Below are 26,054 nucleotides of genomic sequence, written 5' to 3'. Positions count from 1 at the left end.
GGTCCGCCCACCGTGCGGACGGTCCCCAGCCGAAGTCCTCCCCATGATGCACGGTGCCACCGCCCGCCGATCACCGGGGCGCGGTGGGGGCAGGCCGGCGCCGGCCCCCGTCGGCCGCGGCGGGCGCCGCCGCCGGGGAGCGTCCGCCGCGTCCCGGTCCGCCGGGCGCGGCGCGGCGGTCCGGCCCGCCGTGCCGCCCCTACTGGAAGCTGAGGCGGTGCGGGTGGGCGGGGTCGGCCGGACAGGTGTGGACGCGCATCAGGCCGCGGCCGGGGTACACGCCGACGGGGTCGATCACGCGGGGGTCGTCGCCCGCGGCACGGTCTTCGAGGGGGAGCCAGCTGCGCGGGGCGCCGTCGCACTCCCACATGGCGACGGTGAGGAGGGGCGGCATCGGCGCCCCGCACGCGGAGCAGTCGACGGGCGCGGGGTCGGTGAGGTGCCAGGAGGCGAAGCCTCCGACCTTCCAGCCGGGAGCGACGGACAGGTCGCTCCGGTAGTCGATCCCCTCCGGTTCCCCGGCGCGGGCGGCGACCGTGGCCGCCTCGTACTCCTCGTACGTGGCGTAGCCCGCCGCCGCGGAGGGCTCGCGGGCGTCGTCGCCGCCCCGTTCGTCGAGGAGGGCCTCCTCCCACTCGGTGATCTCCTCCTGCAGCGCCTCGCTCAGCAGCCCGTGGTACTCGTACTCCACGACCCGCTCCGGGTGGACGACGCAGGGGGCGGGGACGCACTCCGGGCGGCCCACGACGGGCGGCTCGGGTTGCGGCGCCGGTACGGGCCCGACGTCGGCTGCCCGGCGCCACCTGAGGACCACGTCGACCGTGCCGTCCGGGCCGTGGGCCTCGAACGGGCACCACAGCACCTGGAGCAGGTCCGCGCCGTCCGGACCGACGAGGTCCGGCACGTCCCGGGTGTGGAGCTGGGCCACCGCCAGCAGCGGCAGCGGCTCGTCGTCCGGCAGGCCGGGGAGGTGGACGCCGGAGGCCATCGCGTCCAGGAGCCTCCGCTCCTCCTCGGTGTGGTCCCTGCCCCGCGCCCCGTCCTCGACGCGCCGCCGGAGGCGGACGTCGGACAGGAGGTGGCCGGTGCCCCTGGGGTGGACCCGGGTGCAGGTGGGCCACGGCTCGTCGGCCGGCCACAGCAGGGGGCCGCCCACCGAGCTCCCCGCCACGTCCGGCTCGCCGCGGCGCGGGTGCAGCCTCGTCGCCGTGCGCCGGTGCGCGGCGAGCGCGGGGAAGAGGGCCTCGACGTCGACGGGGCGTGCGGGGGTGGTGCGGGTCATGCGGGATCCTCCGGGGCCGTGCGGCTTCGCTGCCGCGGGGCGAGTATGCCGGTCGGAGGCGGCCGGCGGGGGCCTCGGGGCCGTGGGTAGGGACGGGACCCCGTCACCGGACGCCGGGGACCCCGGCCGGGCGGGGAGGAGGCCGGCGCCCTCGCGTACCGGCTCGACGGGGTGCGGCACCACCTCCTCGTACCGGGCCGTCCGGTCGACGACGGCCCGCTCCGCCCGGTCGTGCCCGTCCGCTCCACGGCGCCCCCGGCGGAGGCGGCGGCCGTGCCGAGCCGGACGGCCGCCCACCACCTGTGGGACACCTCACATTGAGACGGGTGAGACGGGCGGATACTGTCCCGATCGTCCCGGCTGACGACTCGACCGCCTCCGCTGCACACCCGATCAGGGAAGAGGGACGTGGTTTCCTCCGCCGTCCAACCGCCCGCGGACCGGCCGCGCGGCACACTCGCACCCCGGTCCGGGGCAGGGGCGGTCAGGGAGTCGTCCACCCCGTACGAGTACACCGTCGGCGCTCCGGCGCCGACTTGCCGGACACCCCCGCGAACGCGCCTCCGGCCGTGTCCGCCGCACCCCTCCGCCGCCGTCGCCGCCGGACCGCGGCGCCCGCCGGCCGCCCCGCGCGTCACGGCGGGCCGGTCCGGTGCGCACCCGGCCCGACGGAACCCGTCGCCTCCCGCCGCGCGCGGACTGCCCCGGCGCCGCCGGGCCACGGTCGCGGACGCCGACGGCCCGGGGTTACGGAGGGGTACGACGGCACGGTGTGAGGGCGCCGCGGGGAGATCCCCCATCCAGCTCCGGCGCGACGGCAGGGCCTCGCCCGCACCGCCGCGCCGGAAGAACCCAGAAGGTGCCCTTGACCGCCATCACGCACTCATCCCCGGACGTCTTCCCGTTCTGCCTCGGAGGCAGCGTGTTCGGCTGGACCGCCGACGAGCAGACCTCCTTCCGCGTCCTCGACGCCTACGTCGACGCGGGCGGGAACTTCATCGACACGGCCGACTCCTACTCCCAGTGGGCCCCCTCGAACAGCGGCGGGGAGTCCGAGTCCATCCTGGGCGACTGGATGGCCTTACGGGGCGTTCGGGACCGCCTGGTGATCGCCACCAAGGTGGGCCGCAGGAACGGCCTGACGGGGCTCTCCCCGAAAGTCGTCCGGCAGGCCGTCGAAGCGTCCCTCCGCCGCCTCCGCACGGATCGCATCGACCTGTACTACACGCACGCCGACGACCCCCACACGCCCCTGGAGGAGACCCTCGGGGCACTCGACGCCCTGGTGGCGGAGGGGAAGGTGCTCCGCATCGGCGCCTCGAACATCAGCGGCCCCCGGCTGGCCGAGTCGCTGGCGGTCTCGAAGCGGTCGGGTCTCGCGGCGTACGTCGCCGTGCAGCCGCCCTACAACCTGATGGAGCGCGAGGCGTTCGAGGACGGTCTCGCCCCGGTCTGCGAGCGCGAGGGCGTCTCCTGCGTCCCGTACTCCGCCCTGGCGCAGGGCTTCCTGACGGGCAAGTACCGCCAGGGCGCGCCCGTGCCGGAGAGCGTCCGGAGCGCCGCCGCGCGCGCGTACGGCTCGACCGCCCGCGGCCGGGCCGTGCTCCGCGCCCTGGACGAGGTCGCCGCCGGGTACGGCACCACCGTCGCCGCGGTCGCCCTCGCGTGGCTCCGCGCACAACCCCACGTGATCGCCCCTGTGGCCAGCGGCAGGACACCCGGGCAGCTGGCCGAGCTCATACCGGGCGCGACCCTCGAACTCACCGAGGCCGACGTCCGACGCCTGGACGCCGCCTCCCGCGTCCCCGCGGACCGGGAAGCACACGTCTCCGACGCCGGTGCCGACACCGGCGCCGATGCCGCTTCCGCTGCCGCCGGGCGGAACCCGTGACCACGAACCCCCACACCGTCCTGGTCGGCTTCGACTCCCTCAAGTCCTTCACCACGGCGGCCCACGAGGAGTACGCGGCGTGCTCACCGCACGAACCGCCGTCCTGCTTCGCCGTTCTCCTCGGAACCGTGGACGACGGCACGGCGGACATCACCTCGATCGAGTTCGCGACCAACGTCCGCGCCACCGACCCGGTGGCCCTGGAGGAGTTCGCGCGCTCGGTGACGCCGTGCTTCGGAAGCGCCTACGGAAACTCGCGACGCGGTTTCTGGTGCTCCCCCGGTGGCCTGCTGCGCCTCCACCGGCAGGCGGAGCGCGAGGGGACGGAGGTGCTCGGGTCCCTGCACCTGCACCCCGACTGGCACCGCATCGGCCCGCCCGGGGAACGCGGTCTCCGCATCAGCGAGGAGCCGACGCCCATGGACCGGTACGTGTTCGACAACACCCGCTACCCGGTCAACATGATCTGCTACCTGGAGTCGGGCGCGCGGACGGTGTCGGCCGCGCTCGCGGCGTGGGGTCCGCCGCCGGAGGGCGAGCCCGGCGCCCCGTGCCCCCGCCTGGCCCTGAGGTTCCGCCTCCTCTGAGGGGCGCCCGCCCGACGGCCCGCCCGCTCCGAGGAGGACCCGCTCCGGGAGCGGTGCGGTGCCGGGCCGTCCGGTGACCCCCACGGTTCGGGTCCCCCGCGGCTCCGGGCGGACGTGGAGAGGCCCGGTGACCCACCCGAGCGACAGTGCCGGGAAGCCTCTCACCGCCATGGCGTCCGCCATATGCCCCCCTGCGAGTGCCCCCGATGTTCCACGACGACGAGGAAGGCGCCGCGGTGACGATCGCCCCGCACGACAACGTCAGCGGTCCGGACCCGATCAGCCCCCGCCTGCGGGCCGACCTCATCGCCATGGTCCGCGAGGACTACTGACCGGGGATCACCGACGACCAGGGCGACCGGGGCGTGGAACGGCTTGCCGCGTTCCTCGCCGTGGCCGCGACCACCGCGGAGAAGGTGACCCCCGGTCTCCGCGTGGACCTGTCCTGCACGCGTTCGTGGCACGCCAAGCCGTACGCCGACTTCTGCGACGCGCTCGGCGGCGGGTTCGTCCACTCCGGTCCGCGCCGTGCGGGGAGATCAGGCCCACCTTTTCGAAGCGAGCCCACAGAGCGCCGGGGGCTTCGGGTCTTACGCTCCCCCGGCGCATGAACGGGCCCCGGTCGTCTCAGGCGAGATGCGCACCCGATCTGCGCCGCACTCGACGGATTCACGAATACCGCCCCCGGTCGGCCGGCAGCGACGGAAGATCCTTCAGAGCGCGGACTTCGTCCCGCGGCGCAAAGCCGTTGTCGATCGCCACGGCGCAAGCCTCGTACCGGCCCTTCGTCTTCGCCCGCGGGCGAGCGTCGATCACGCGGGTCAGGCACCGGGTCCAGGAACGGCCGCGGGTCAGCGACTCGTCAGGTGACCGGGGGACCCGGCCTCACCAGCACGGCGGGGATGGGAGAGGACGCAGCGGCAGGCACGGGTCACCTCGTGGTCGTCGGGCTTCGACGTCCCGATGATCACCAAGCCCGTGCCCGCTCCGCTATGCGCCCGACCGGTCAGGACCAGACCGGCGACCCCGCCCCCGGAAATCGATCGGGCCCTGCGTCCACCGGGGCTCCGCCTGTCCACCAGCCCCACCTGCGAGCCCACAGGCCGGGTGGGAAAGGGCTGACACACGGCCAACGAGCCCGACCCCAGAGCGCTTCGGATCAATTCGGGTCAATTCGGATCAACAAGGCCTTCAGGAACAGCTCTCAATTCACGGCGAGTGCGGATTCCGGATGCGCCTCGGCCGGCTTCGGCGAGGAGGACTCGGCTGCCGCTCGGCCGTTCGCCGATCGAATCGGCGCACGGCGAGGGTCACCGAGCCCGGCCGACCCGTACGACTCCACGGGCGATCCCCTCGCCGCCAGCCGTGGAGCGCGTGGACGAGGAGAGGGGGCGGGGAAGCGCATGGGCGAGGGGTCGTTACTTCTTGACGTAGAGGCTCTGGAAGGGAGTGTAGGGGAACTCCTGGACACAGAGGTAGGCGCTCCACCTGCCCTCCGCCACACCGCTCCTGCCCGCCGCATGGCACTCCGCGCCCCCGTAGAAAGTGTCCACGCGGGTGTAGCCCTCGGGAGGCGTCCAGGCCGCGGCCGAGGAGTCCACGGACCCCTGTGCGGTGCGGGCGCCTTCCGGGACTGATACGGCCAAGGCTTGCGGGGCGCCCAGGACCAGCGTGGCGGCGAGGACCGTACCGTGGACGGCAAGCTTGATCGATCGGTTCACGTCTGATTCCTGTTCTTCGGTTGTGTCGCGGCAACGACCGTGGACGTTTGTCCCGTTACGGGGAGCGGCGGGTGCGAGCTGAGCGATCGGGTGACTGTTCAGCGCCACCTGAACTACATGCATGAACGACCGACTGCACGTGCAGCCGAATTCGCCTTGATCGCCGCAATGACGAGAAGTGCGAGAACCACTACGAGCCCACCCGGTGCAATGACCATGACGGGCGGATTTTCGGCATCGCCTAGTGTGGACGTCAAGCCGAGTGCCGACGAAATGACTCCCATGGCGTAGGCCGTCAGGAAAGTCGCCGTCAACATCGGAGCCGCTGCGGCGTGCCCTGCCTGCCATGCACTGTCGGAAGACATCGTCGCCTTGGTCCGGATTCCAATCACAGAGTTACGTTGGATGCCGCCACTCGCGACTTTGCTCTTCACGTAATGAATCACCACACCCAGCGCCATCAACCCCAGGCCGAAAATAAATCCCGCCACCGGATCCGCTACCTGCCCTCCAACAACGTGGACATCAGCATTTTCCATTCGAAGGCACCTCACCCGCTGACAGGGATCGATTCACCTGTCAAGGCCCTAGACGATCCCCCGGCCCCTTTGCACGCGCCCGGACCTCGGGCAAGGTGCTGCAACTCCACGAGGGTAACGCGATCCCCTCGAGTGCTTAGAGATCGTTCCAAGACACCTTCAGTGCATGCATGGCGCGTCTCACGTGGTGAGCGCCTTCCACCAGCTCGACCTTCAACCTGTGCGGCGGGCTCGCAGGTCGGCCGACCTCTTGTTCCGGGAAGTGGCGCCGCCTGCCTTGCGGGGGTGCGTGGACGTCGTGGTGCGGGGTGGATCGAGTGTCCTTCCGACCCGGTGGCCGTCCGGGTCCGGGGCAGGGCTTGATCGAGTTCCGGGGGCGGGTTGTCGGTCCGGCCCCGGCCGGCGGGACCGGGGCTCGGGGATGGCCGCCCACCGCGTGTTCACCCCCGCCGCGGACATCCCGGTCCGCTTCTGCAACCCGGCCGGTCCCCGACGGCGCGGCTCGAACGAGAACACGGACGGTCTGCTGCGGCCGCACTTCCCCAAGGGCGCCGACCCGAGCACCCACACACCCGAGCGCCTGGAAGCCGTGGCAGCCGAACGCGACAGCCGCCCACGCAAAACGCTCGGCCGGGAAACCCCAGCCGAGCGCCTCGCTGAGCTGCCGGACCCAGCCAGCCGACCAGCGGTGCCGCAACGACCCCTCGAATTCGCCCTTCGGCGGGGGCCTCCTCGTGTGTGCGGGTGTGCGGGTCGGCACCTGTTCCGCGCCCGGTGCCCGCCCAGGACTCCCCCGCATGACGCCCGGGAGAGGTCCGGAACGGGCCCGAACGGACTGGAAGCCGACCCTCGCTCCCGGACTCCTCCAAAGGGCCAGTGACCTGCGAAAACCCCGCTACGGCAGGTTCCTCGCCATCACGATCCGCTGGACCTGGTTCGTGCCTTCGTAGATCTGGGTGATCTTGGCGTCGCGCATCATGCGCTCGACCGGGTAGTCGCGGGTGTAGCCGTAGCCGCCGAGGAGCTGGACGGCGTCCGTAGTGATCTCCATGGCGACGTCGGAGGCGAAGCACTTGGCGGCCGCGCCGAAGAAGGTCAGGTCGCCGTCGACGCGCTCGGACTTGGCCGCCGCCGCGTAGGTGAGCTGGCGGGCCGCCTCCAGCTTCATCGCCATGTCGGCGAGCATGAACTGCACGCCCTGGAAGTCGGCGATGGCCTTGCCGAACTGCTTGCGCTCCTTGACGTAGCCCTTGGCGTAGTCGAGGGCGCCCTGGGCGATGCCGAGGGCCTGGGCCGCGATGGTGATGCGGGTGTGGTCCAGGGTCTTCATCGCCGTGGCGAAGCCGGTGCCCTCCGCGCCGATCATGCGGTCGGCGGGGATGCGGACGTTGTCGAGGTAGACCTCGCGGGTCGGGGAGCCCTTGATGCCGAGCTTCTTCTCCGGGGCGCCGAAGGAGACGCCCTCGTCGGACTTCTCCACGACGAAGGCGGAGATGCCCTTGGAGCGCTTCTCGGGGTCGGTGACCGCCATCACCGTGTAGTACTCGGAGACGCCCGCGTTGGTGATCCAGCGCTTCACGCCGTTGAGGACGTAGGTGTCGCCGTCGCGGACCGCCTTGGTCTTCATGCCGGCCGCGTCGGAGCCGGCGTCCGGCTCGGACAGGCAGTACGAGAACATCGCGTCGCCCTTGGCGAGCGGGCCCAGGTACTTCCTCTTCAGCTCCTCGGAGCCGGACAGGATCACCGGCAGCGAACCCAGCTTGTTCACGGCCGGGATCAGGGAGGACGAGGCGCAGACGCGGGCCACCTCCTCGATGACGATGACGGTCGCGAGGGCGTCGGCGCCCGCGCCGCCGTAGACCTCGGGCACGTGCACCGCGTGCAGGTCGGAGGAGACGAGGGCGTCGAGCGCCTCCTGCGGGAAGCGGGCCTCCTCGTCCACGGCGGCGGCGTACGGCGCGATCTTGGCCTCGGCGAGCGAGCGGACGGTGTCCCGGAGCATGTCGTGCTCCTCGGACGGGCGGTACAGGTCGAAGTCAGGCGTTCCCGCCATGTCTGTCTCACTCCCCAGGACTGCGATGCTAACTACCGTTAAGTAACCCAATTTTAGTGGGCGCCCGCCCGTGCGGCCCATTCGGGGACCCCGTGAGCTTGCCGACAGTCGGCGCGCCGCCGGATCCATGCCCCGCGCGCCCCCCGACTATGCTCGGGCTCGCATTCCCGGCACGTACAGCACTGGAGCGGCACACATGGCCCTGAAGATCACCGTGATCGGCACCGGTTACCTCGGCGCCACCCACGCAGCGGCCATGGCGGAGCTCGGCTTCGAGGTGCTCGGGCTCGACATCGTCCCCGAGAAGGTCGAGATGCTGTCGCGGGGCCGCATCCCCATGTACGAGCCGGGACTGGAGGAGCTGCTGCACCGGCACGTCGCCGGGATCGAGGGGTCCACGGGGCGGCTGCGCTTCACCACCTCCTGGGAGGAGGTCGGCGACTTCGGCGACGTGCACTTCGTCTGCGTGAACACGCCGCAGAAGCACGGCGACTACGCCTGCGACATGACCTACGTCGACGCCGCGTTCGGCTCGCTCGCCCCGCACCTGAGGAAGCCGTCGCTGGTGGTGGGCAAGTCGACCGTGCCGGTCGGCAGCGCGGAGCGGCTGTCGCGGTTCCTCGCGGAGCGGGCCCCGGCGGGCGCGGACGTGGAGCTGGCGTGGAACCCGGAGTTCCTGCGCGAGGGCTTCGCCGTGCAGGACACCCTGCATCCGGACCGGATCGTCGTCGGCGTGGAGAGCGAGCGCGCGGAGAAGGCCCTGCGCGAGGTGTACGAGGTGCCGGTCGGCGAGGGGTCGCCGTTCGTCGTGACGGACTTCCCGACCGCCGAACTGGTGAAGACCGCCGCGAACTCCTTCCTCGCCACCAAGATCTCCTTCATCAACGCGATGGCCGAGGTCTGCGAGGCGGCGGGCGGCGACGTCGTCAAGCTGGCGGAGGCCATCGGCCACGACGAGCGGATCGGCGCCAGGTTCCTGCGCGCCGGCATCGGCTTCGGCGGCGGCTGCCTGCCCAAGGACATCCGGGCCTTCATGGCCCGCGCGGGCGAGCTCGGCGCCGACCAGGCGCTGACGTTCCTGCGCGAGATCGACTCCATCAACATGCGGCGCCGCGGCCAGATGGTCGGCATGGCCCGCGAGGCGCTGGGCGACGGCACCTTCCTCGGCAAGCGGGTCGCCGTGCTCGGCGCCACGTTCAAGCCCGACTCCGACGACGTGCGGGACTCCCCCGCGCTGAACGTGGCCGGCCAGATCCACCTGCAGGGCGGCCAGGTCACCGTGTACGACCCGAAGGGCATGGACAACGCCCGCCGCGTCTTCCCGACGCTCGGCTACGCGGACAGCGTCCTGGAGGCCGCGCGCGGCGCGGACGTGGTGCTGCACCTCACCGAGTGGCGCGAGTTCCGCGAGGTCGACCCGGAGGAGCTGGGCCGGGTCGTGAACGCGAGGATCGTCCTGGACGGCCGCAACGCCCTCGACGCCGACCTGTGGCGCGCGGCGGGCTGGACGTTCCGCGCGATGGGCCGCCCGCGCGCGTAGGCCCCGCCCCGCGAAGCGCCCGTCCGCCGGACCACCGGTACGGGGGCCCCGCGGACCTGCGGACCGCCCGCCCGGCGGCCGACCGCGACGGGCCGGCGCCCGGGTCCGCGGAGCGGTCCGGGCCACCCCCGTGTGAGGTACGTCACCGGAACGGCGGGCCCCGTGCGGACAAGGCATGACGTGGACTACTCACTACACGCCCGGATACGTGCGGGAGACCCCGAAGCGTTCCGGGAACTCTTCCGCGACCACGCACCCCTGGTCCACCGGCACGCCGTCCGCGTGACCGGTGACCGGAGCACCGCCGAGGACGTCGTCTCGCTGACCTTCCTGGAGGCCTGGAGGCTGCGCGAAAGGCTCCTCGACCACGGCGACAGCCCCCTCCCCTGGCTCATGGGCATCGCCGTCAACGTCCTGCGCAACACCCACCGCGCGGCCCGCCGCCACCGGGCCGCGCTCAGCCGCCTGCCGGCCAGGGAGACGGTCCCGGACTTCGCCGACGAACTCGTCGGGCGCCTGGCCGACGCCGACCAGCTGGCCGCCGCGCAGAGGGCGCTGGCCAGGCTCCGGCGCACCGAGCGCGAGGTCTTCACCCTGTGCGTCTGGTCGGGCCTCGGGTACGCCGAAGCCGCCCACGCCCTCGGCGTCCCGGTCGGCACCGTCCGCTCACGGCTCTCCCGCGCCCGCAGCCGCCTGCGCAAACTCGCCGAGCAGGAACTCAAGGAAAACCGGGAACCGCTCACCGGCCCCGGACAAGTACAGGGCGGCCGCACCCTCGCGGCCCGGTCGTACGAGATGCACGAGGAGACGTACGGATGATCCGCAAGCCCCGCACGCAGGCCGAGCCCCTGGACCACGCGCAGCTTGCGCGGCTGCTGCCGGCCCCGCCCGCCTCCCCGCTGCCCCGCGACCGCCAGCTGCTGATCGAGGAGCACCTGTTGAACGAGATCCGCACCTCCGCCCCCGCCTCCGCCCCCGCGTCCGGCCGCCGGCCGCGACGGCGCGCCCTGGCGATCGGCGTCACCGGGGGCTCGCCGAACACGGCGAAGGTGGAGGCACCCGTCGTCCGCGTGGTGGCCGGCAGCACCGACCGGCTCGCCTCCACCGTCCAGCGGATCGCCGCCGCCGCCGGGGCCCAGAAGACCCCCGAGCCGGGACCGGGCCAGTACATCTACGTCAAGAGCAAGGTCTCCTACCTCGCCTCCGAGGTCAACGCCGACACCGACCAGGGCAAGACGTGGGTGCAGCCGCTGCACCTGCGCGAGGTCTGGAAGTCTCCCGACGGAACCAAGGGCTGGCTCGACGAGCCGGGGTACCAGCCCACGGGAGGCATCACGCTCGACGAGGACGCCCCCGCCTCCAAGCCCGACGGCGAGGACCTCACGGGTGGCGGCGTCGTCCACGACGACTACGACTGGCTCAAGGCCCGTCCCGCCGACCCCGACGCCCTCCTCGACCACCTCTACGGCGTGGGCATCGACGAGCGCGACCGTCACCAGCAGGCGTTCGAGGAGATCCAGGCGATCGTCGGCGAGCAGCTCCTGCCTCCCCGGACCGCCGCCACCCTCTACCGCGCCGCCGCCAGGATCCCCGGCGTGGTGGTCGTCGACGGTTCCCAGGACGCCGTCGGACGCACCGGCATCGCCCTCGCGCGCCTCGACGAGCAGACCGGCGAGCGCACCGAGATGATCTTCGACCGCACCACCTACGGCTACCTGGGCAGCCGGGGCGTCCAGGTCAAGCAGACCGGGACCGTCAAGCCCGGCACCGTCATCGAGCGCACGGCCGTCCTCGAACGCGCCGTCGTCGACTCCCAGAAGGAGCGCCCCGGCGCCGACGGCGCGGCCTGATCCCCACCGGTGCGGTGGCGCCGCCCACCGGCGGCACCGCCACGGAGCCCCGCCCCGGGCCCCCGCCCGCGGGCACGGACGGCGGTCCGCCCGCGGGCACGGACGGCGGTCCGCCCGCGGACGGCGGGCGGACCGCGGACGGCGGGCGGTCAGCCGTCGAGTTCCGCCGGTGTCGCCGTGGACGGTCCCCGGCGGGCCGAGGCGTCGCGGGCGACGGCCTCCGCGTCGCGCAGGACGCGCACCGCGTTGCGCCAGGTCAGCTTGGACAGGTCCGTGCGGGACCAGCCGCGGGCGAGGAGCTCGGCGACCAGGTTCGGGTAGCCCGCCACGTCCTCCAGGCCCTCCGGGGTGAAGGCCGTGCCGTCGAAGTCGCCGCCGATGCCGACGTGGTCGACGCCCGCGGCCTCCCGCATGTGGTCGAGGTGGTCGGCGACCGTGGCGACCGTGGCGACGGGGCGCGGGTTCGCCTCCTCGAAGGCGGCGTGCAGGCGCATCGCCTCCGGGGTGGAGTCCAGGGGTGGAAGCCGTGCGCCCGCAGGTTCTCGTCCGCGCGGGCCGTCCACTCCACCGCCGCGGGCAGGATGAACTTCGGTACGAACGTGACCATGGCGACGCCGCCGTTGGCGGGCAGCCGCTCCAGCACGTCGTCGGGGACGTTGCGCGGGTGGTCGCAGACGGCGCGGGAGGACGAGTGGGAGAAGACCACCGGCGCCTCGCTCGTGTCCAGGGCGTCCCGCATCGTCGTCGCGGCCACGTGCGAGAGGTCCACCAGCATGCCCAGGCGGTTCATCTCCCGGACCACCTCGCGGCCGAACGCCGACAGCCCGCCGACCGCCGGCTCGTCCGTCGCCGAGTCGGCCCACGGGACGTTGTCGTTGTGGGTGAGCGTCATGTAGCGCACGCCCAGCGCGTACAGGGCGCGGAGCGTGGCGAGGGAGCCGTTGATGGAGTGCCCGCCCTCGGCGCCCTTCAGCGACGCGATGCGGCCCCGGGCGCGGGCGGCCTCCATGTCGTCGGCCGTCAGCGCGGGGGCCAGCTCCGCCGGGTAGCGGGCCAGCAGCCGGTCGACGCAGTCGATCTGCTCCAGCGTCGCGCTGACCGCGTCGTCGCCCGCCATGTCGCTGCGCACGTACACCGACCAGAACTGGGCGCCCACGCCGCCCGCGCGCAGGCGCGGCAGGTCGGTGTGGAGGCGGCCGGTCTGGTCGGCGGCCACGTCGAGGCGGTCCAGGTCGTACCCGGCCTGCTCGCGCAGCGCCCACGGCAGGTCGTTGTGCCCGTCGGCGACGGGGAACTCGGCGAGCAGCGCGCGGGCCGCGTCGAGGTCCCGCCCACCGGGCACCGGACCCCCGCCGGTCACTTGGCGAAGCCGAACGACGCGGAACCCTCGACCTTCGCCCGCAGGCGCCTGCCCTTCTCCGTGGCCTGGTCGTTCAGCTCCTGCTGGAACTCCTTCATCCGGGCCAGCAGGTCCGGGTCGTGCGCGGCGAGCATCCGCACCGCGAGCAGCCCGGCGTTGCGGGCGCCGGCCACGGAGACCGTGGCCACGGGGACGCCTGCCGGCATCTGCACGATCGAGAGCAGCGAGTCCATGCCGTCGAGGTACTTCAGCGGCACCGGCACGCCGATGACCGGCAGCGGCGTGACGGAGGCGAGCATGCCCGGCAGGTGCGCGGCGCCGCCGGCCCCGGCGATGACCGCCTTCAGGCCGCGGTCGGCGGCGCGCTCGCCGTACGCGACCATCTCGCGCGGCATGCGGTGCGCGGAGACGACGTCGACCTCGTAGGGGATCTCGAACTCGTCGAGGGCCTGCGCGGCGGCCTCCATGACGGGCCAGTCGGAGTCGGAGCCCATGACGATGCCCACGAGCGGCGCGGATGCGTTACTCAACGATCGTTCCTCGCAGATAGTCGGCGGCGTGGCGGGCGCGCTCCAGCACGTCGTCCAGGTCGTCGCCGTGGGTGTTGACGTGGCCCACCTTGCGGCCGGGCTTCACGTCCTTGCCGTACATGTGGATCTTAAGCTGCGGATCGCGGGCCATGCAGTGCAGGTAGCCCTGGTACATGTCCGGGTAGTCGCCGCCGAGGACGTTCGCCATGACCGTCCAGCGGGCGCGCGGGCGCGGGTCGCCGAGCGGGAGGTCGAGGACGGCCCGGAGGTGGTTGGCGAACTGGGAGGTGACCGCGCCGTCCTGGGTCCAGTGGCCGGAGTTGTGCGGGCGCATCGCCAGTTCGTTGACGAGGACGCGGCCGTCGCGGGTCTCGAACAGCTCCACCGCGAGGTGGCCGACGACGCCGAGCTCCTCCGCGATGCGCAGGGCGAGGCGCTGGGCCTCCAGGGCCCGCTCCTCGGGCAGGCCGGGCGCCGGGGCGATCACCGTGTCGCACACGCCGTCGACCTGCCGCGACTCCACGACCGGGTAGGCGACGGCCTGGCCGTGCGGGGAGCGGACGACGTTCGCCGCGAGCTCCCGGGCGAAGTCGACCTTCTCCTCGGCGAGGACCGGCACGCCGGCGAGGAACGGGTCGCGGGCGTCCTCCTCGGAGCGGACGACCCACACGCCCTTGCCGTCGTAGCCGCCGCGCACCGTCTTCAGGACGATCGGAAAGCCCCCGCCCCCGGCCGCGAACGCCGCGGCGTCGGCGGGGTCCGCCACGATGCGGTGGCGGGGGCAGGGCGCGCCGATCGCGTCGAGCTTCGCCCGCATCACGCCCTTGTCCTGGGCGTGCACGAGGGCGTCGGGGCCCGGGCGGACGGGAACGCCGTCCGCCTCCAGGGCCCGCAGGTGCTCGGTCGGCACGTGCTCGTGATCGAAGGTGATCACGTCACAGCCGCGCGCGAAGTCACGCAGCGTGTCCAGGTCGCGGTAGTCGCCGACGACGACGTCGCTCACGACCTGTGCCGCGGAGTCCTGCGGAGTGTCACTGAGAAGCCTGAACCTGATGCCGAGGGGGATGCCCGCCTCGTGGGTCATGCGGGCGAGCTGCCCGCCACCGACCATGCCGACTACCGGAAACGTCACCCTCCCAGGGTATCCGCCGCACCTCGCGGTACGTGACGGAGGCCGCCGGACGGGGTCGTGCGGGTTCGCTCGCCCGCGCGTCCCGGCCGGGTGGTGGTTAGCATGGCGGGGTTGACGCACACGGCCGGCTGACGGGACTGAGACGATCACCATGACGGAACAGAGCGCCCTACGGGCGCGGCTGGGACGGCTCGTCCGGGAGGTGGCGAAGTTCGGTCTGGTCGGCGGGATCGGCGTGCTCGTCAACATGGCGGCCTTCAACCTCCTGCGCCAGGCCACGGACCTGCCCGTCGTCCGCGCCAGCCTGCTGGCCTCGGTCATCGCCATCGTCTCCAACTACATCGGGTACCGCCACTACACCTACCGGGACCGCGACAAGACGCGGCGCACCCGCGAGGCGACGCTGTTCTTCGCGTTCAGCGCGGCCGGGGTCGTGATCGAGAACGGGATCCTGTACGCGGCGACCTACGGGTTCGGCTGGGACAGCCCGCTCCAGAACAACTTCTTCAAGTTCTTCGGCATCGGCGTCGGCACGCTGTTCCGCTTCTGGTCCTACCGCACCTGGGTCTTCCGGGCGCTCCCGGACGCCCGGGAGGGGACGGGGGCGGACGGCGGCGCGGTGCCCGGAGAGCAGGCCGGAGCTGCGGCGATCCTGGAACAGCGGCGGCCGGAGGAGGCCCCCTTCCCGGCGGGCCGCCGCTGACCGGCCGGGTGCCGTAGAGCCGCGGGCAGCCGGGCGCACGGCGGGGCGCCGGACGTCGGGCGGGGCGGGGACCCGGACGGCGGGCGGGGTGAGGCGGGTGTCGTACCGCGGGCCCGCAGGTGCGTGGAGGCGGGTGACGTCGACGGAGCCGGCTCCGATCCGGGGCCGGGGTATCAGGGCCCAGAGCACCGCGAGTACCGCCAGGGCGGCCAGGGCGGCGGCGGCGCCCGCCCGGCCGTGCGCCCAGCCGGCCCGGAACCGGACGGGGTCCTCCACCACCGCCTTGGAGAGCGCGGCGACGGCGACGGAGACGGCGAGCAGGACGGCGGTACGACTCCAGCCCGCCAGGCCGAGCCGGTCCTCGTCCAGCAGGAGGAAGACCGGCCAGTGCCACAGGTACAGGCTGTAGGAGATCAGGCCCAGCCGGCGCAGCGGGGGCGCGGCGAGGACGCGGCCGACCGCGGTGCGGGGGGCCCGGACGAGGCAGGCGACGAGCAGGGCGGCGGCCAGCGCGTGGAGGAACAGCCCGCCCCGGAACAGCCCGGGGGTGTGCTGCCCGTCGGCGGTGAGCCAGTACGCCGCGAGGCCGCCCGCCAGGGCCAGGCCGCACAGGCCGGCCGTGCGTTCGCCGACGCGGCCTAGGAGCCGGGTGACCGGCCGCGTGGCCGCCAGCGCCCCGAGGAGCAGGGAGAAGGCCCGGGTGTCCGTGCCCTCGTAGACGCGGGTGGTGTCGACCGGGTCGGCCAGACCGACCATGAGGAGCAGGGAGGCGACGGCTCCGGCCGCCGCCACCACCGCGATGCGGCGGTCGGCGTCGCCGCCCCGGGCCGGGAGGGCCAGGAGCAGCGGCCACACGACGTAGAACTGCTCCTCGACGGCGATGCTCCACAGGTGGCTGAAGACCTGGTTCCCGGCGGACTGCCAGTAGCCCGCCTGCTCGGCGACGAAGTGCCAGTTCGCCAGGTTGGCGACGACCCAGGGGGCGTCGTCGAGGGCCCGGCGGGAGAGCGACGGCGATCCGAAGGCCCAGGCCAGGAGGAGGGTTCCGGCGACCATGACGGCCAGGGCGGGCAGCAGGCGGCGGGCCCGCCGCCCCCAGAACGCGAGCAGGTCGACACGGCCGCCGCGCGTCCGGGCCTCCTCCAGCAGCAGGCCGGTGATGAGGAAACCGGACAGGACGAAGAAGAGGTCGACGCCGAGGAAGCCTCCGCCGAACCGGTCGGCGTGGAAGAGGAGCACTCCCGCGACGGCCGCTCCGCGCACCCCGTCCAGGGCGGCGACGCGGTGTTTCGTCCCGGCTGACGGGACGGTGCGGGGACGGCGGGTGCGCGGAACCGGTGTCGGCGCGGGCGGCAGGGTGGGTGGCGTGGGCGGCGCGGCCATGGGTCTTCCTCGGACGGCGGGACGGCGAACGGGACGGCGGGACGGCGGGACGGCGGGACGGGACGGCGGGACGGCGGGACGGGACGGCGAACCACGAGACGGCGAACGGGACGGCGAACCGCGAGACGGCTCGACCCGGCGGGTGGAGCCGTCTCGTACGCGGACGGGACGGACGGCGCGGGGCGCGCGGTGAGCGGTGCGGTGGTCAGTCGCAGCCGAGCCGGCCGTACACCTCGTCGCCGGTCCACGGGCCGGTGGCCCACCGGTCCGGGGCGGCGGGGGTGAAGGCGGACCGCTCGCCGAGCCGCTCGCCGAACCACGCGGCGAAGGCGGCCGACCCCTGCTGGCAGGAGTGGATCCCGTCCTTGCTGCGCTGCGCCCCGGCGCCCTCGCTGTCACCGCCCCACAGCGCGGACGCGTCGAGGAAGCGGACCGTCTCCGGGTGCTTGGCGGCGACGTCCCGGGCGACCCGGGGGGCGGAGGCGATGGCGGCCCGGTGCGGCCGGTAGAAGTCGTCGATCCGGAACGGCGGGGCGGACACGATCAGGAGGCGGGCGCCCGCGTCGTTCACCGTCCTGGCCAGGCGCTCGTACCCGGCGCGCTGCTCGGCGGGGGTGCCCCAGTCGTAGGTGGTGATCTGGTAGGCCACGACGTCCGGCGCGAAGGACCTGAGCTTCCCGGGGAGGTCCCTCCAGGTCGACGCGGCGGTCCCGCCGATCACGCCACCGCCTCCGGCGGCGGCCATCGAGGCGAACTCCACCCCGCCGGCCCTCATCGCGGCTCCGAGTGCCGGGGCCTGCGCCGCTCCGATGGAGTCGCCCATCCACAGCAGCCTGCGCGGCCCGGCGGGCTCCTTCCCGGTCGCGGTCGCCCCGGGCCGCCCTCCGGCCGGGGCGGGGCCGGCGGGGTCGGCGCCGGCGCCCGGTCCCTGGCAGGCGGTGAGGCCGAGGACGGCCGCGGCGCAGGCCAGGGCCAGGCCGGCGGTGCGGCGGGCGGAACGGGTACGGCGAGGGGCTCGGAAGCGGTGCGTGATGTCCATGCCTCCAGCGGAGCCCCTCCAACGGCCGGGTGGGCGCCTTGTCATCGCTTCATCACGAAAGGGGGAACGAGCCGTCATACGCTTCGAGCACCCTGGTCGCAGAAGACCGCAGCCCGCTGCCGGAGGAGAGAGCGCGCCCGCCATGGCACGAGTCCTGCTGATCGAAGACGACCTCGCGGTCCAGAAGGGCGTCACCCTCGCGCTGAGGCGCCGGGGGCACGACGTCGAGGTCGCGGGCAGCGGCGAGACCGGCCTCCTCGCCCTGGACCGCCACCGTCCCGACCTGGTGCTGCTCGACCTGATGCTGCCGGGCGTGAGCGGGCTGGAGGTGTGCCGTCGCATCCGGGAGAGCAGACAGGTCCCGATCATCATCCTCTCCGCCCGGGGCGACGACGTCGACATGGTCGTGGGGCTGGAGGCCGGCGCCGACGACTACGTCGTCAAGCCGGCCGGCGGAGAGGTCCTGGAAGCACGGATCAGGGCGGTCCTGCGCCGGGTGGCCCCCGTCCAGGACGGCGGGTCCGCCGCGCCCGCGGCGGCGGGCGGTGAGCGGTACGGCGCCCTGGTCGTGGACCGCACGGCGCTCATCGTGACCCGCGACGGCACGGAACTGGCCCTCGCCCCCTCCGAACTCAAGCTGCTGCTGTTCCTCTCCGCCGCGCCGGGCCGGGTCTACAGCCGCCAGCAACTCCTGGAGCAGGTGTGGGAGCACTCCTTCTACGGCGACGCCCGCCTGGTCGACGCGTGCGTCATGCGGCTGCGGGGCAAGGTCGAGGAGGACCCGCGCGCACCGGTGTACGTGCAGACCGTGCGCGGCTTCGGCTACCGCTTCGGACCCGTCCCGTGACCGCGCGGCCCCGTGTCCCCCGCGGCCTGAGGGTGCGCCTCGTCGTCGCCTTCCTCCTCGCCGCCGCCTTCGGCTCCCTGCTCACCGCCGGGTTCACCTTCCAGCGGGCGCGTTCGGCGATCCTGGACCGCGCCGAGCGGAGCGCCGTCGCCGACCTGCGCGCCCAGCTCGGTTCCCTCGCCCCCGGCCTGCCGTTCCCACCGGCCGCCGCGGACCTGCGCGACCTGGCCCGCCAGCTCGACCAGGCCGGCGGCGCGCGCACCTGGCACTCCGCCGCCTCCTACCGGGACGGCGCCCCCGTCCCCGCCTCCCGCGCCACCCCGCCCGTGCCGCGGACGCTCCGGGACGCCGTACGCGAGCGCGGCGGAGCGGTGTACCAGCGCGTCGAGCACGGCGGCCGCCCCTGGGCGGTCGTCGCCATGCCCGTCGTCCACGCCGACTCCGGCGACCCCTCCGGCCTGACGGTCTACGCCTCCTTCCCCCTCGACGACGAGCAGGCGGACATCGCCGCCCTGGCCACCGCCGCCCAGGCGGGGGCGGTGCCCGCCCTCGCGCTCGCCCTGGTCCCCGCCCTGTTCGCCGCCCGCCGCGTCCTGCGCCCGGTGCGGCGGCTGCACCACGGCGCCGAACGCATCGCCGCCGGGGAGCTCGGCACCCGTCTGGAGGCGGACGGCCACGACGAACTGGCCGACCTCACCCGTACGTTCAACACCATGGCCGCCACCCTGGAGAAGGACGACGCCGAGCTGCGCCGCATGGAGGCGGGAGCCCGCCGCTTCGCCGCCGACGTCGCCCACGAACTCCGCACGCCCCTCGCGGCCATGGCGGCGGTCACCGAGGTCCTCGACGAGGAGGTCGCCTCGGGGACGCTGCCACCCGACACGGCCGACGCCGTGCGCCTCATCAGCGAGGGGACCCGCGCCCTCGCCCGTACGGTCGAGGACCTGATGGAGGTCTCGCGCTTCGACGCCAAGGCGGCGGCGGTACGGGCCGAACACGTCGACCTGCGGACCCTCGTCGCCAAGACCCTCCAGCTGCGCGGCTGGGACGGCGACGGACGCGTCACCACCGACCTCGCCGGCCCCGTGCCGCTGCACGCCGACCCCCGTCGCATCGACGTCGTCCTCGCCAACCTCGTCGGCAACGCCCTGCGCCACGGCCGTCCGCCCGTCACCGTCCGCGCGCGGGCCGACCGCGGCCGGGCCGTGCTCACGGTCACCGACCGCGGCCCCGGCATACCCGACCGCGACCTGCCGCACGTCTTCGAACGCTTCTACAAGGCCGACACGGCCCGCACCCGTTCCCCCTCCCAGGGCAGCGGCCTCGGCCTCGCCCTCGCCCTCGAGAACGCCCTCCTCCACGAAGGCACCCTGGCCGCGGACAACGCCCCCGGGGGCGGGGCCGCCTTCACCCTCACCCTCCCCCTCGCCCCCTCCCCGCCGGAACCGCGATGACCCGCCGCCCCAGCCTCCCCCACCGCCCCGGCCGCCCGCGCGGGCTCCGCGCCCGCGCCGCCCTGGCCGCCGCGCTCACCGCCCTGACCGCCGCCGGCTGCGGCGTCACCCCCACCGGCCCCCTCGGCGCCGGGGCCCCCGCCTCGGGCGTGCAGCGGCCCGGCGGCGAGGAGCGCACCGTCCGGCTCTACTTCGCCGGGCCGTACGGTCCGCGCGCGGTCAGCCGCCCCACGGACCGGCGGCTCGACCCCCAGCAGGCCCTCGACCTGCTCCTGGAGGGCCCCACCCCCGCCGAACGCGAACGCGGCCTGGTCAGTCGGCTGTCGCCCGCGGACGGGCGGCTCACCGCCACCGCCACCGACGGAGCCGTCGACGTCCTCGTCCCCGGCTCCGTGGGCGGCGGCGACCTCGACGTCACCGCGATCACCCAGATCACCTGCACCGCCGCCCACGCCCGCGTGCCCGGCGGCCGCCCACCGACCCGCGTCGACATCCGCGTCCACGAGGACCTCACCCCCGTCCGGACGCCCTGGACCGTCCGCTGCGGCCCCCGCGGCACCGTGGTCCCGGTGACCGGCCGGGCACCGGCGGGCGCCGGTGGCCGATAGGCCGTCCGGCCGTCTACCGGATCGTGCGGGACGCCGGGGATTCGTCGCGGCGGACGGTCTCGCGGCTGAGGAAGAGCGCGAACACGGCGGGCTTCAGCTGGACGAGCTCCAGCCGGCCGCCGTCCGCCTCCGCGAGGTCGCGGGCCACGGCCAGGCCGATGCCGGTGGAGTTGCGGCCGCTGATGGCCCGCTCGAAGATCCGCGCACCGAGGTCCTCGGAGACTCCCGGCCCCTCGTCGGTGACCTCGACGACGGCCTGGTTGCCGGTGACGCGGGTGCGCAGGGCCACCGTGCCGCCGCCGTGCATCAGCGAGTTCTCGATCAGGGCGGCCAGCACCTGGGCGACCGCGCCCGGCGTGCCGACGGCCCGCATGCCGGTCTTCCCGGACCGCACGATCGCCCGGCCCGCGCTGCGGTAGGCCGGCCGCCACTCCTCGATCTGCTGCTTGACGACCTCGTCGAGGTCGAAGGCGACCGCGGATCCCGTGCGGGGGTCGCGGGAGTTGGTGAGCAGCCGCTGGACGACGTCGGTGAGCCGTTCGACCTGCGCGAGCGCGATCGTCGCCTCCTCGCGGGCCGTGTCCAGGTCGTCGGTGACGGCGATCTCCTCCAGCCGCATCGACAGCGCGGTCAACGGGGTGCGCAGCTGGTGGGAGGCGTCCGCGGCGAGCCGCCGCTCGGCGGTGAGCATCCGCGCGATCCGCTCGGCCGAGGCGTCCAGCACGTCCGCGACCCGGTCCAGCTCGGGCACCCCGTAGCGCCGGTGGCGCGGCCGGGGGTCGCCGGAACCCAGCCGCTCGGCGGTCTCGGCGAGGTCGGTGAGCGGGGAGGCGAGCCGGTTGCCCTGTCGTACGGCGAGGAGGACGGCCGCCACGACGGCGAGCAGCGCGACCGCGCCGATGATCAGCATCGTCCGGCCGACCTCCCGGGCGACGGACGAGCGGGACTCCTCGACGACGACCTTCTCGCCGTGCTCCCCCGTGGCCGTGCCGCGGATGACGCCGCCCTCCGGGCGGCTGCCGAGCTCGATGCGGGGGCTGCCGGGAATCTCGATCCGGGCGTACCGCTCGGCGCCGCCGCGGTCGGAGAGGATGTCGGGGTCGACGCGCTCGCCGTCGACCAGGCGGCTGTCGACGATGCTGGCGAGCCGCAGCGCCTCGGAGTCGACGCTCTCCTGGGCGCTGCTGGTGATCGTCCGGGTCTCGACGACGACGAGGGAGACCCCGAAGACGGAGATGACGACCAGCACCACGGCGAGCGTGGAGTTGATCAGGCGGCGGCGCACGGAGGGTCCGCCTCAGCTCTTCTCGAAGCGGAAGCCGACCCCGCGCACGGTGGTGATGTAGCGCGGGTTCGCCGCGTCGTCGCCGAGCTTCTTGCGGAGCCAGGAGATGTGCATGTCGAGGGTCTTCGTCGACGACCACCACGTGGTGTCCCAGACCTCGCGCATCAACTGGTCGCGGGTGACGACCCGGCCGGCGTCCCGGACGAGGACGCGCAGCAGGTCGAACTCCTTCGCGGTGAGCTGGAGTTCGTCCTCGCCCATCCAGGCGCGGTGCGACTCGACGTCGATGCGGACGCCGTGCGTCGCGGGCTGCGGGGCGGGTTCGGCGGCACCGCGCCGCAGCAGGGCCCGGACGCGGGCGAGCAGCTCGGCGAGGCGGAAGGGCTTGGTGACGTAGTCGTCGGCGCCGGCGTCCAGCCCGACCACGGTGTCGACCTCGTCGGCGCGCGCGGTCAGGACGAGGATCGGCACCGTGTGCCCCTCGGAGCGCAACCGGCGGGCGACCTCCAGGCCGTCCATGCCGGGCAGGCCGAGGTCGAGGACGACGAGGTCGACGCCGCCCCGCAGTCCCGTGTCGAGCGCGCCGGGCCCGTCCTGCCGCACCTCCACCTCGTACCCCTCGCGCCGCAGGGCGCGGGCCAGCGGTTCCGAGATGGAGGCGTCGTCCTCGGCGAGCAGCACACGGGTCATGCAGTGATGGTAGTCCGCGCGGCGCGCGGGGCGCGGGGGCCGGACCGCGGCCGCCGTACGGCGGGGGTGACGGTCCACATCCTGAATACGACCTTTGATTGTATGCGTACGGTTCCGGTCAAACCTGTGATCCATCTCTCAAGCCCTTCCGTCTCCCCCGGAGTCGTGGCGTAGGGTTGCCAGACGCTCGACGTGGTGACCGGGGTCTTCGGCGCGTCCACCGACGCGCCGAAGACCCCGGTCACCACTCGGTGAACGAATGACCCCTGGCCCGGCTTCGCGGCGCGACGTCCGATGCGCGCGGCGGGGCGTGGATCCCGGTGCGGCACCCGCCGTACCGGTGCCGGCCGCCCGGAGCGGGCGCGGGTCGCCCACGAGGCGGCGCGCGTCCCGAACGAACAAGGATCGACCATGGCGTCCAGCCTGACGAAGGACCCGGCGAGCGAACCCGCCGGGAAGACCTTCTTCGGCCACCCCCGCGGTATGGCCACGCTCTTCATGACGGAGTTGTGGGAGCGCTTCTCCTGGTACGGAATGCGCGCCATTCTCGTGCTGTACCTGGTGCACGGCGTCCTCGACGGGCCGCTGGAGGGCCGCGAGGCGCTCGCCGCCTCCATCTACGGCGTCTACAACGCGGTCGTCTACATGGCGGCCATGCCCGGCGGCTGGGTCGCCGACCGCCTGTGGGGCGCCCGCAAGGCCGTCCTCGTCGGCGGCGTGATCATCGCCCTGGGCCACTACACGCTGGCCGTCCCCGGCGACGTGGCCTTCTTCCTGGGCCTGGGCCTGATCGCGATCGGCACCGGCCTGCTCAAGCCGAACATCTCCGCGATGGTCGGCGGCCTCTACGAGGGCCAGCCCGGCGCCCGCCGCGACGCCGGCTTCACGCTCTTCTACATGTCGATCAATGTCGGCGCGATGATCGCGCCGCTGGTCGTCGGCTACCTCGGCGAGAACGTCAACTGGCACCTGGGCTTCGGCGTCGCCGGTGTCGGCATGACGCTGGCCGTCGTCCAGTACGTGCTGGGCGGCAAGTACCTCGGCGAGGTCGGCAAGCAGCCCGCCACCCCGGCCACGCCGGAGGAGAAGCGCTCCGTGCTGCGCAAGGCCGGCCTGTGGACGGCCGTCGCCGTCGCCGCGCTGCTCGCCGACGTCCTGCTCGGCACGTTCGACATCGAGCACATCGTCAACGTCCTGGCGATCGCGGGCATCGTCGTGCCGATCGTCTACTTCCTGGCGATCTTCCGGAACCCGGCGCTGGGGAGCGACGACCGCCCGAAGATCAAGGCGTTCGTGTGGTTCTTCGCCACGGCCGTGCTGTTCTGGGTCATCTACGACCAGTCCGGTTCGCTGCTGACGCTCTTCGCCGACAGCAAGACGGACCGCGTCATCGGCGGCTGGGAGTTCCCGGCCTCCTGGTACCAGTCCGTCAACCCGACCATGGTCATCGTCCTGGCCCCGATCTTCGCCACGGTGTGGGTGCGGCTCGCCCAGCGCAACCGCGAGCCCGGCACCCCGATGAAGTTCGCGCTGGCGATGCTGCTCATCGGCGGCTCCTTCGCGATCATGGGCCTGGCCGGCGCCGCCGCGGCGGCCAGCGAGACCGGCAAGGTCACGGTCTTCTGGCTGCTGAGCGTCTACCTGGTCCAGACCCTCGGCGAGATGTGCCTCTCCCCGGTGGGCCTGTCCCTGTCGACGAAGCTGGCGCCGAAGCTGTTCATCGGCCAGATCATGGGCCTGTGGTTCCTGGCCACCGCGACGGGCAACGCCCTGAACGGCTGGGTGACCAAGCTCAACGGCGTGCTGGGCGACGCCGTGTACTACACGATGTGGGCGGTCATCGCCGCCGCCGCGGGCGTCACGTTCATGATCGCGTCGAAGAAGATCACCAAGCTGATGGGCGACGTGAAGTAATCCGCTCCCCGGAGCGCCCCCTACGGCGAACGGGCCGGTACGAACCCTCGTACCGGCCCGTTCGCCGTTCCACACGGTCCTTCCGCGGCCCCGGGGCGGAGGGCGTGGCCTGCGGCGGGGCGGCCGGGGCCGGAGAGGGACGCCCCCGCCGCGAGGGCGCGGTCGCGCCGCCGCAGCTCCTCGGCGCCCCGCGGGCGGGCGCCGGGCTTCGCCGCCGTCGGCGCGTACGCCTCCGGAGGGCCGGGGCCGGTACGCCTCCGGGAGGCAGGGGGCGCGCTTCCGCAGGACCGGGGTGTACACGCCCTCGGGGCGCCGGGGCGCGCCCCCGGGGGAACCGGGCGCCCACGCCTTCGGGAAGCGGAGACGCGCACCCCCTCGGAAGGCCCGGGGTGCCTGCACCCTCGGAGGGCGGGGCGGGTCCGCGCTCCGGCGGCCCGCGCGGGGCCTCCCGCGGGGGACCGCCGCGGGGAGCGGCCGTCGGCGGGCCTCCGGCGGCCCGCCGCACACGGGCGGGCCGCTCACGCCGGCGCGGCCAGCTCCGCCCAGACGGTCTTCCCCGGCCCCGTGGGGGCCTTCACGACCCCCCAGTCGAGGCAGAGGCGCTGCACGATGAACATGCCGTGCCCGCCGGGCCGGCCCGCGCGGTGGGGGGTGCGCGGAGCGGGCTCTCCGGCGCTGCGGTCCTCGACCTCCAGGCGCAGCACCTTCGCCTGCAGGGAGACCCGCAGTTCCTCGGGGCCGTCGGCGTGGAGGCAGGCGTTGGTGACGAGTTCGGAGACGACCAGCAGGACGTCCTCGGCGGCGGCACGGCGGTCGGCGGTGGCGGCGGGGAGCCAGCCCCAGTCGTAGAGCGCCTGGCGGGTGAAGTCGCGGGCGAGCGGGACGATGCCGCTCGCGCCGTCCAGCGGGAGACGGCGCGTCTCGTGGTGCGACCGCCGCCCTTCGGACGCGCCGTCAGGGGCCACGCGCTGTACGGAGGGGGTGCCAGGGCGGTCCGGCTCGGGGCCGAGGCCGCTCGGCGGTTGCTGCTGGGCGGCACCCATCAGCGCGTCACCTCACCGATTCACCAGGTCGTCATTGCGTCGACGTCGACATCGTTTACAAGGAGTGGTGCCCCCACGCAGCCCACCGCGGGGACTTCTGGCTTCTTCTGCCCGTCCCTTTCCGGACGACACCCATCAGATCGACCGTGTCCGGCCCATGGCGCCCGTACGCCGCTCTACTGGGTCAGCGCCGCTTCCAGGGAGTCGTGGACCTCGAAGACCACGGAGGCCCCCGTGATCTCGAACACCCGGGCCACGGCGGGCCGCATCGCGACCAGGTGGACCGCGCCGCCGGCGGCCTCGGCCTTCAGCCGCGCGCCGAGGAGCACGTTCAGCCCCGTCGAGTCGCAGAACTCCAACTCCGAGCAGTCGACCACCAGGCGCGCGCAGCCCTGGGTGATCGCCGCCTCCAAAGGCTCGCGCAGCAGCTCCGCAGTGTGGTGATCGAGCTCACCCACCGGCGTCAGGATCTCACTCGAACCTTCCGTCCGGACCCCTACACGAAGCCGGCCCTGATTCGCGCTGCCGACCGTCTCGCGGCCCATTCCGCCCCTCTTCGCCGATGCCGTTGGGTCGGGAGAACCCTACGCCGAATTCGTCTTC

Annotated in this window: 23 protein-coding genes and 3 pseudogenes; 13 read left to right on the top strand and 13 right to left on the bottom strand. The window is 73.8% G+C overall.

Annotated features, from left to right (window positions below):
• Positions 1 to 199 precede the first annotated feature (199 nt).
• Positions 200 to 1,282, bottom strand: coding sequence for a hypothetical protein (locus tag LUW75_RS15505; RefSeq protein WP_250336139.1), 1,083 nt, complete (start codon positions 1,280 to 1,282; stop codon positions 200 to 202).
• Between the two features lie 171 nt (positions 1,283 to 1,453).
• On the opposite strand from LUW75_RS15505, the gene LUW75_RS15500 reads away from it, so the two are divergent.
• From LUW75_RS15500 to LUW75_RS24345, 4 genes are all read left to right on the top strand, one after another.
• Complete coding sequence (locus LUW75_RS15500) at positions 1,454 to 1,603, top strand: hypothetical protein (protein WP_250336138.1); 150 nt, start codon at positions 1,454 to 1,456, stop codon at positions 1,601 to 1,603.
• Positions 1,604 to 2,147: 544 nt separating this feature from the next.
• A complete protein-coding gene (locus tag LUW75_RS15495; protein WP_250336137.1) occupies positions 2,148 to 3,173 on the top strand; it encodes an aldo/keto reductase in 1,026 nt (341 codons plus the stop codon).
• Positions 3,170 to 3,760 carry an MPN domain-containing protein gene (locus LUW75_RS15490; protein WP_250336136.1) on the top strand — a complete coding sequence of 197 codons (591 nt, stop codon included), beginning with the start codon at positions 3,170 to 3,172 and terminating at the stop codon, positions 3,758 to 3,760. The genes LUW75_RS15495 and LUW75_RS15490 overlap by 4 nt, the downstream gene beginning before the upstream one ends.
• 206 nt (positions 3,761 to 3,966) lie before the next feature.
• On the top strand, positions 3,967 to 4,092 hold the full coding sequence (locus tag LUW75_RS24345; protein WP_284453837.1) for a hypothetical protein: 126 nt from the start codon (positions 3,967 to 3,969) through the stop codon (positions 4,090 to 4,092).
• Positions 4,093 to 5,178: 1,086 nt separating this feature from the next.
• Here the strand turns inward: LUW75_RS24345 and LUW75_RS15485 are convergent.
• Positions 5,179 to 5,481, bottom strand: coding sequence for a hypothetical protein (locus LUW75_RS15485; RefSeq protein ID WP_250336135.1), 303 nt, complete (start codon positions 5,479 to 5,481; stop codon positions 5,179 to 5,181).
• Positions 5,482 to 5,594: 113 nt separating this feature from the next.
• Positions 5,595 to 6,020, bottom strand: coding sequence for an SdpI family protein (locus LUW75_RS15480; protein ID WP_250336134.1), 426 nt, complete (start codon positions 6,018 to 6,020; stop codon positions 5,595 to 5,597).
• A 406-nt stretch (positions 6,021 to 6,426) separates the two neighbouring features.
• Between LUW75_RS15480 and LUW75_RS15475 the strand changes: the two are divergent.
• A pseudogene (locus LUW75_RS15475) lies at positions 6,427 to 6,684 on the top strand (transposase); the annotation flags it as partial.
• A gap of 231 nt (positions 6,685 to 6,915) precedes the next feature.
• Here the strand turns inward: LUW75_RS15475 and LUW75_RS15470 are convergent.
• A complete protein-coding gene (locus LUW75_RS15470; RefSeq protein WP_250336133.1) occupies positions 6,916 to 8,073 on the bottom strand; it encodes an acyl-CoA dehydrogenase family protein in 1,158 nt (385 codons plus the stop codon).
• A 196-nt stretch (positions 8,074 to 8,269) separates the two neighbouring features.
• Between LUW75_RS15470 and LUW75_RS15465 the strand changes: the two genes are divergently transcribed.
• From LUW75_RS15465 to LUW75_RS15455, 3 genes are all read left to right on the top strand, one after another.
• Positions 8,270 to 9,613, top strand: coding sequence for a UDP-glucose dehydrogenase family protein (locus tag LUW75_RS15465; protein ID WP_250336132.1), 1,344 nt, complete (start codon positions 8,270 to 8,272; stop codon positions 9,611 to 9,613).
• A 180-nt stretch (positions 9,614 to 9,793) separates the two neighbouring features.
• Positions 9,794 to 10,432: an RNA polymerase sigma factor gene (locus LUW75_RS15460; protein ID WP_250336131.1), complete on the top strand. Its 639-nt coding sequence runs from the start codon at positions 9,794 to 9,796 to the stop codon at positions 10,430 to 10,432.
• A complete protein-coding gene (locus tag LUW75_RS15455) occupies positions 10,429 to 11,463 on the top strand; it encodes a CU044_5270 family protein (RefSeq protein ID WP_250336130.1) in 1,035 nt (344 codons plus the stop codon). The genes LUW75_RS15460 and LUW75_RS15455 overlap by 4 nt, the downstream gene beginning before the upstream one ends.
• A 149-nt stretch (positions 11,464 to 11,612) precedes the next feature.
• Here the strand turns inward: LUW75_RS15455 and LUW75_RS15450 are convergent.
• The 3 genes and pseudogenes from LUW75_RS15450 to LUW75_RS15440 form a co-directional block, all read right to left on the bottom strand.
• Positions 11,613 to 12,805: pseudogene (locus tag LUW75_RS15450) on the bottom strand (dipeptidase).
• Positions 12,806 to 12,819: 14 nt separating this feature from the next.
• Positions 12,820 to 13,317: a 5-(carboxyamino)imidazole ribonucleotide mutase gene (purE, locus tag LUW75_RS15445; protein WP_250337690.1), complete on the bottom strand. Its 498-nt coding sequence runs from the start codon at positions 13,315 to 13,317 to the stop codon at positions 12,820 to 12,822.
• A gap of 28 nt (positions 13,318 to 13,345) precedes the next feature.
• Complete coding sequence (locus LUW75_RS15440; protein ID WP_250336129.1) at positions 13,346 to 14,485, bottom strand: 5-(carboxyamino)imidazole ribonucleotide synthase; 1,140 nt, start codon at positions 14,483 to 14,485, stop codon at positions 13,346 to 13,348.
• 151 nt (positions 14,486 to 14,636) lie between these two features.
• Here LUW75_RS15440 and LUW75_RS15435 point away from each other — a divergent pair, with 151 nt between their 5' ends.
• Positions 14,637 to 15,188 carry a GtrA family protein gene (locus LUW75_RS15435; protein WP_250337689.1) on the top strand — a complete coding sequence of 184 codons (552 nt, stop codon included), beginning with the start codon at positions 14,637 to 14,639 and terminating at the stop codon, positions 15,186 to 15,188.
• 348 nt (positions 15,189 to 15,536) lie between these two features.
• Here the strand turns inward: LUW75_RS15435 and LUW75_RS15430 are convergent.
• Positions 15,537 to 16,571, bottom strand: a pseudogene (locus tag LUW75_RS15430) (acyltransferase family protein); the annotation flags it as partial.
• Positions 16,572 to 16,776: 205 nt separating this feature from the next.
• The gene (locus LUW75_RS15425) at positions 16,777 to 17,610 is read right to left on the bottom strand and encodes an SGNH/GDSL hydrolase family protein (RefSeq protein WP_250336128.1); all 834 of its coding nucleotides are present in this window, start codon (positions 17,608 to 17,610) and stop codon (positions 16,777 to 16,779) included.
• A gap of 142 nt (positions 17,611 to 17,752) precedes the next feature.
• Between LUW75_RS15425 and LUW75_RS15420 the strand changes: the two genes are divergently transcribed.
• From LUW75_RS15420 to LUW75_RS15410, 3 genes are read left to right on the top strand one after another with little or no spacing between them, the layout of a single operon-like run.
• Complete coding sequence (locus LUW75_RS15420) at positions 17,753 to 18,457, top strand: response regulator transcription factor (RefSeq protein ID WP_250336127.1); 705 nt, start codon at positions 17,753 to 17,755, stop codon at positions 18,455 to 18,457.
• A complete protein-coding gene (locus tag LUW75_RS15415; RefSeq protein WP_250336126.1) occupies positions 18,454 to 19,911 on the top strand; it encodes a sensor histidine kinase in 1,458 nt (485 codons plus the stop codon). Before LUW75_RS15420 ends, LUW75_RS15415 begins: the two co-directional genes overlap by 4 nt.
• Positions 19,908 to 20,519: a hypothetical protein gene (locus LUW75_RS15410; protein WP_284453836.1), complete on the top strand. Its 612-nt coding sequence runs from the start codon at positions 19,908 to 19,910 to the stop codon at positions 20,517 to 20,519. Before LUW75_RS15415 ends, LUW75_RS15410 begins: the two co-directional genes overlap by 4 nt.
• Positions 20,520 to 20,532: 13 nt before the next feature.
• Here LUW75_RS15410 and LUW75_RS15405 read toward each other — a convergent pair whose 3' ends face one another.
• Together LUW75_RS15405 and LUW75_RS15400 are read right to left on the bottom strand one after the other, a co-directional pair.
• Positions 20,533 to 21,804, bottom strand: a complete 1,272-nt coding sequence (locus LUW75_RS15405; RefSeq protein ID WP_250336125.1) for an ATP-binding protein — start codon at positions 21,802 to 21,804, stop codon at positions 20,533 to 20,535.
• A gap of 12 nt (positions 21,805 to 21,816) precedes the next feature.
• Entirely contained in the window at positions 21,817 to 22,494 is a 678-nt protein-coding gene (locus LUW75_RS15400) for a response regulator transcription factor (RefSeq protein WP_250336124.1), read from the bottom strand.
• 411 nt (positions 22,495 to 22,905) lie between these two features.
• Between LUW75_RS15400 and LUW75_RS15395 the strand changes: the two genes are divergently transcribed.
• Positions 22,906 to 24,408 carry a peptide MFS transporter gene (locus tag LUW75_RS15395; RefSeq protein WP_250336123.1) on the top strand — a complete coding sequence of 501 codons (1,503 nt, stop codon included), beginning with the start codon at positions 22,906 to 22,908 and terminating at the stop codon, positions 24,406 to 24,408.
• Positions 24,409 to 24,926: 518 nt separating this feature from the next.
• On the opposite strand, the gene LUW75_RS15390 is transcribed toward LUW75_RS15395, so the two are convergent.
• Entirely contained in the window at positions 24,927 to 25,451 is a 525-nt protein-coding gene (locus tag LUW75_RS15390; protein WP_250336122.1) for an ATP-binding protein, read from the bottom strand.
• A gap of 176 nt (positions 25,452 to 25,627) precedes the next feature.
• Positions 25,628 to 25,996, bottom strand: coding sequence for an STAS domain-containing protein (locus LUW75_RS15385; RefSeq protein ID WP_168440646.1), 369 nt, complete (start codon positions 25,994 to 25,996; stop codon positions 25,628 to 25,630).
• Between the last annotated feature and the right edge of the window lie 58 nt (positions 25,997 to 26,054).

It is taken from the genome of Streptomyces sp. MRC013 (genome assembly GCF_023614235.1).
Classification (GTDB): domain Bacteria; phylum Actinomycetota; class Actinomycetes; order Streptomycetales; family Streptomycetaceae; genus Streptomyces.
Note: the sequence above shows the minus strand (reverse complement) of the source record. Positions and strands in the feature narration are given on the sequence as shown.

What these genes read in the sequence shown, in the direction of transcription:
- LUW75_RS15505 (WP_250336139.1), bottom strand. Translation starts at nt 1,282, where the DNA reads ATGACCCGCACCACCCCCGCACGCCCCGTCGACGTCGAGGCCCTCTTC.
- LUW75_RS24345 (WP_284453837.1), top strand. Translation starts at nt 3,967, where the DNA reads ATGTTCCACGACGACGAGGAAGGCGCCGCGGTGACGATCGCCCCGCAC.
- LUW75_RS15480 (WP_250336134.1), bottom strand. Translation starts at nt 6,020, where the DNA reads ATGGAAAATGCTGATGTCCACGTTGTTGGAGGGCAGGTAGCGGATCCG.
- LUW75_RS15470 (WP_250336133.1), bottom strand. Translation starts at nt 8,073, where the DNA reads ATGGCGGGAACGCCTGACTTCGACCTGTACCGCCCGTCCGAGGAGCAC.
- LUW75_RS15465 (WP_250336132.1), top strand. Translation starts at nt 8,270, where the DNA reads ATGGCCCTGAAGATCACCGTGATCGGCACCGGTTACCTCGGCGCCACC.
- LUW75_RS15455 (WP_250336130.1), top strand. Translation starts at nt 10,429, where the DNA reads ATGATCCGCAAGCCCCGCACGCAGGCCGAGCCCCTGGACCACGCGCAG.
- purE (WP_250337690.1), bottom strand. Translation starts at nt 13,317, where the DNA reads ATGGGCTCCGACTCCGACTGGCCCGTCATGGAGGCCGCCGCGCAGGCC.
- LUW75_RS15435 (WP_250337689.1), top strand. Translation starts at nt 14,637, where the DNA reads ATGACGGAACAGAGCGCCCTACGGGCGCGGCTGGGACGGCTCGTCCGG.
- LUW75_RS15425 (WP_250336128.1), bottom strand. Translation starts at nt 17,610, where the DNA reads ATGGACATCACGCACCGCTTCCGAGCCCCTCGCCGTACCCGTTCCGCC.
- LUW75_RS15420 (WP_250336127.1), top strand. Translation starts at nt 17,753, where the DNA reads ATGGCACGAGTCCTGCTGATCGAAGACGACCTCGCGGTCCAGAAGGGC.
- LUW75_RS15410 (WP_284453836.1), top strand. Translation starts at nt 19,908, where the DNA reads ATGACCCGCCGCCCCAGCCTCCCCCACCGCCCCGGCCGCCCGCGCGGG.
- LUW75_RS15400 (WP_250336124.1), bottom strand. Translation starts at nt 22,494, where the DNA reads ATGACCCGTGTGCTGCTCGCCGAGGACGACGCCTCCATCTCGGAACCG.
- LUW75_RS15395 (WP_250336123.1), top strand. Translation starts at nt 22,906, where the DNA reads ATGGCGTCCAGCCTGACGAAGGACCCGGCGAGCGAACCCGCCGGGAAG.
- LUW75_RS15390 (WP_250336122.1), bottom strand. Translation starts at nt 25,451, where the DNA reads ATGGGTGCCGCCCAGCAGCAACCGCCGAGCGGCCTCGGCCCCGAGCCG.
- LUW75_RS15385 (WP_168440646.1), bottom strand. Translation starts at nt 25,996, where the DNA reads ATGGGCCGCGAGACGGTCGGCAGCGCGAATCAGGGCCGGCTTCGTGTA.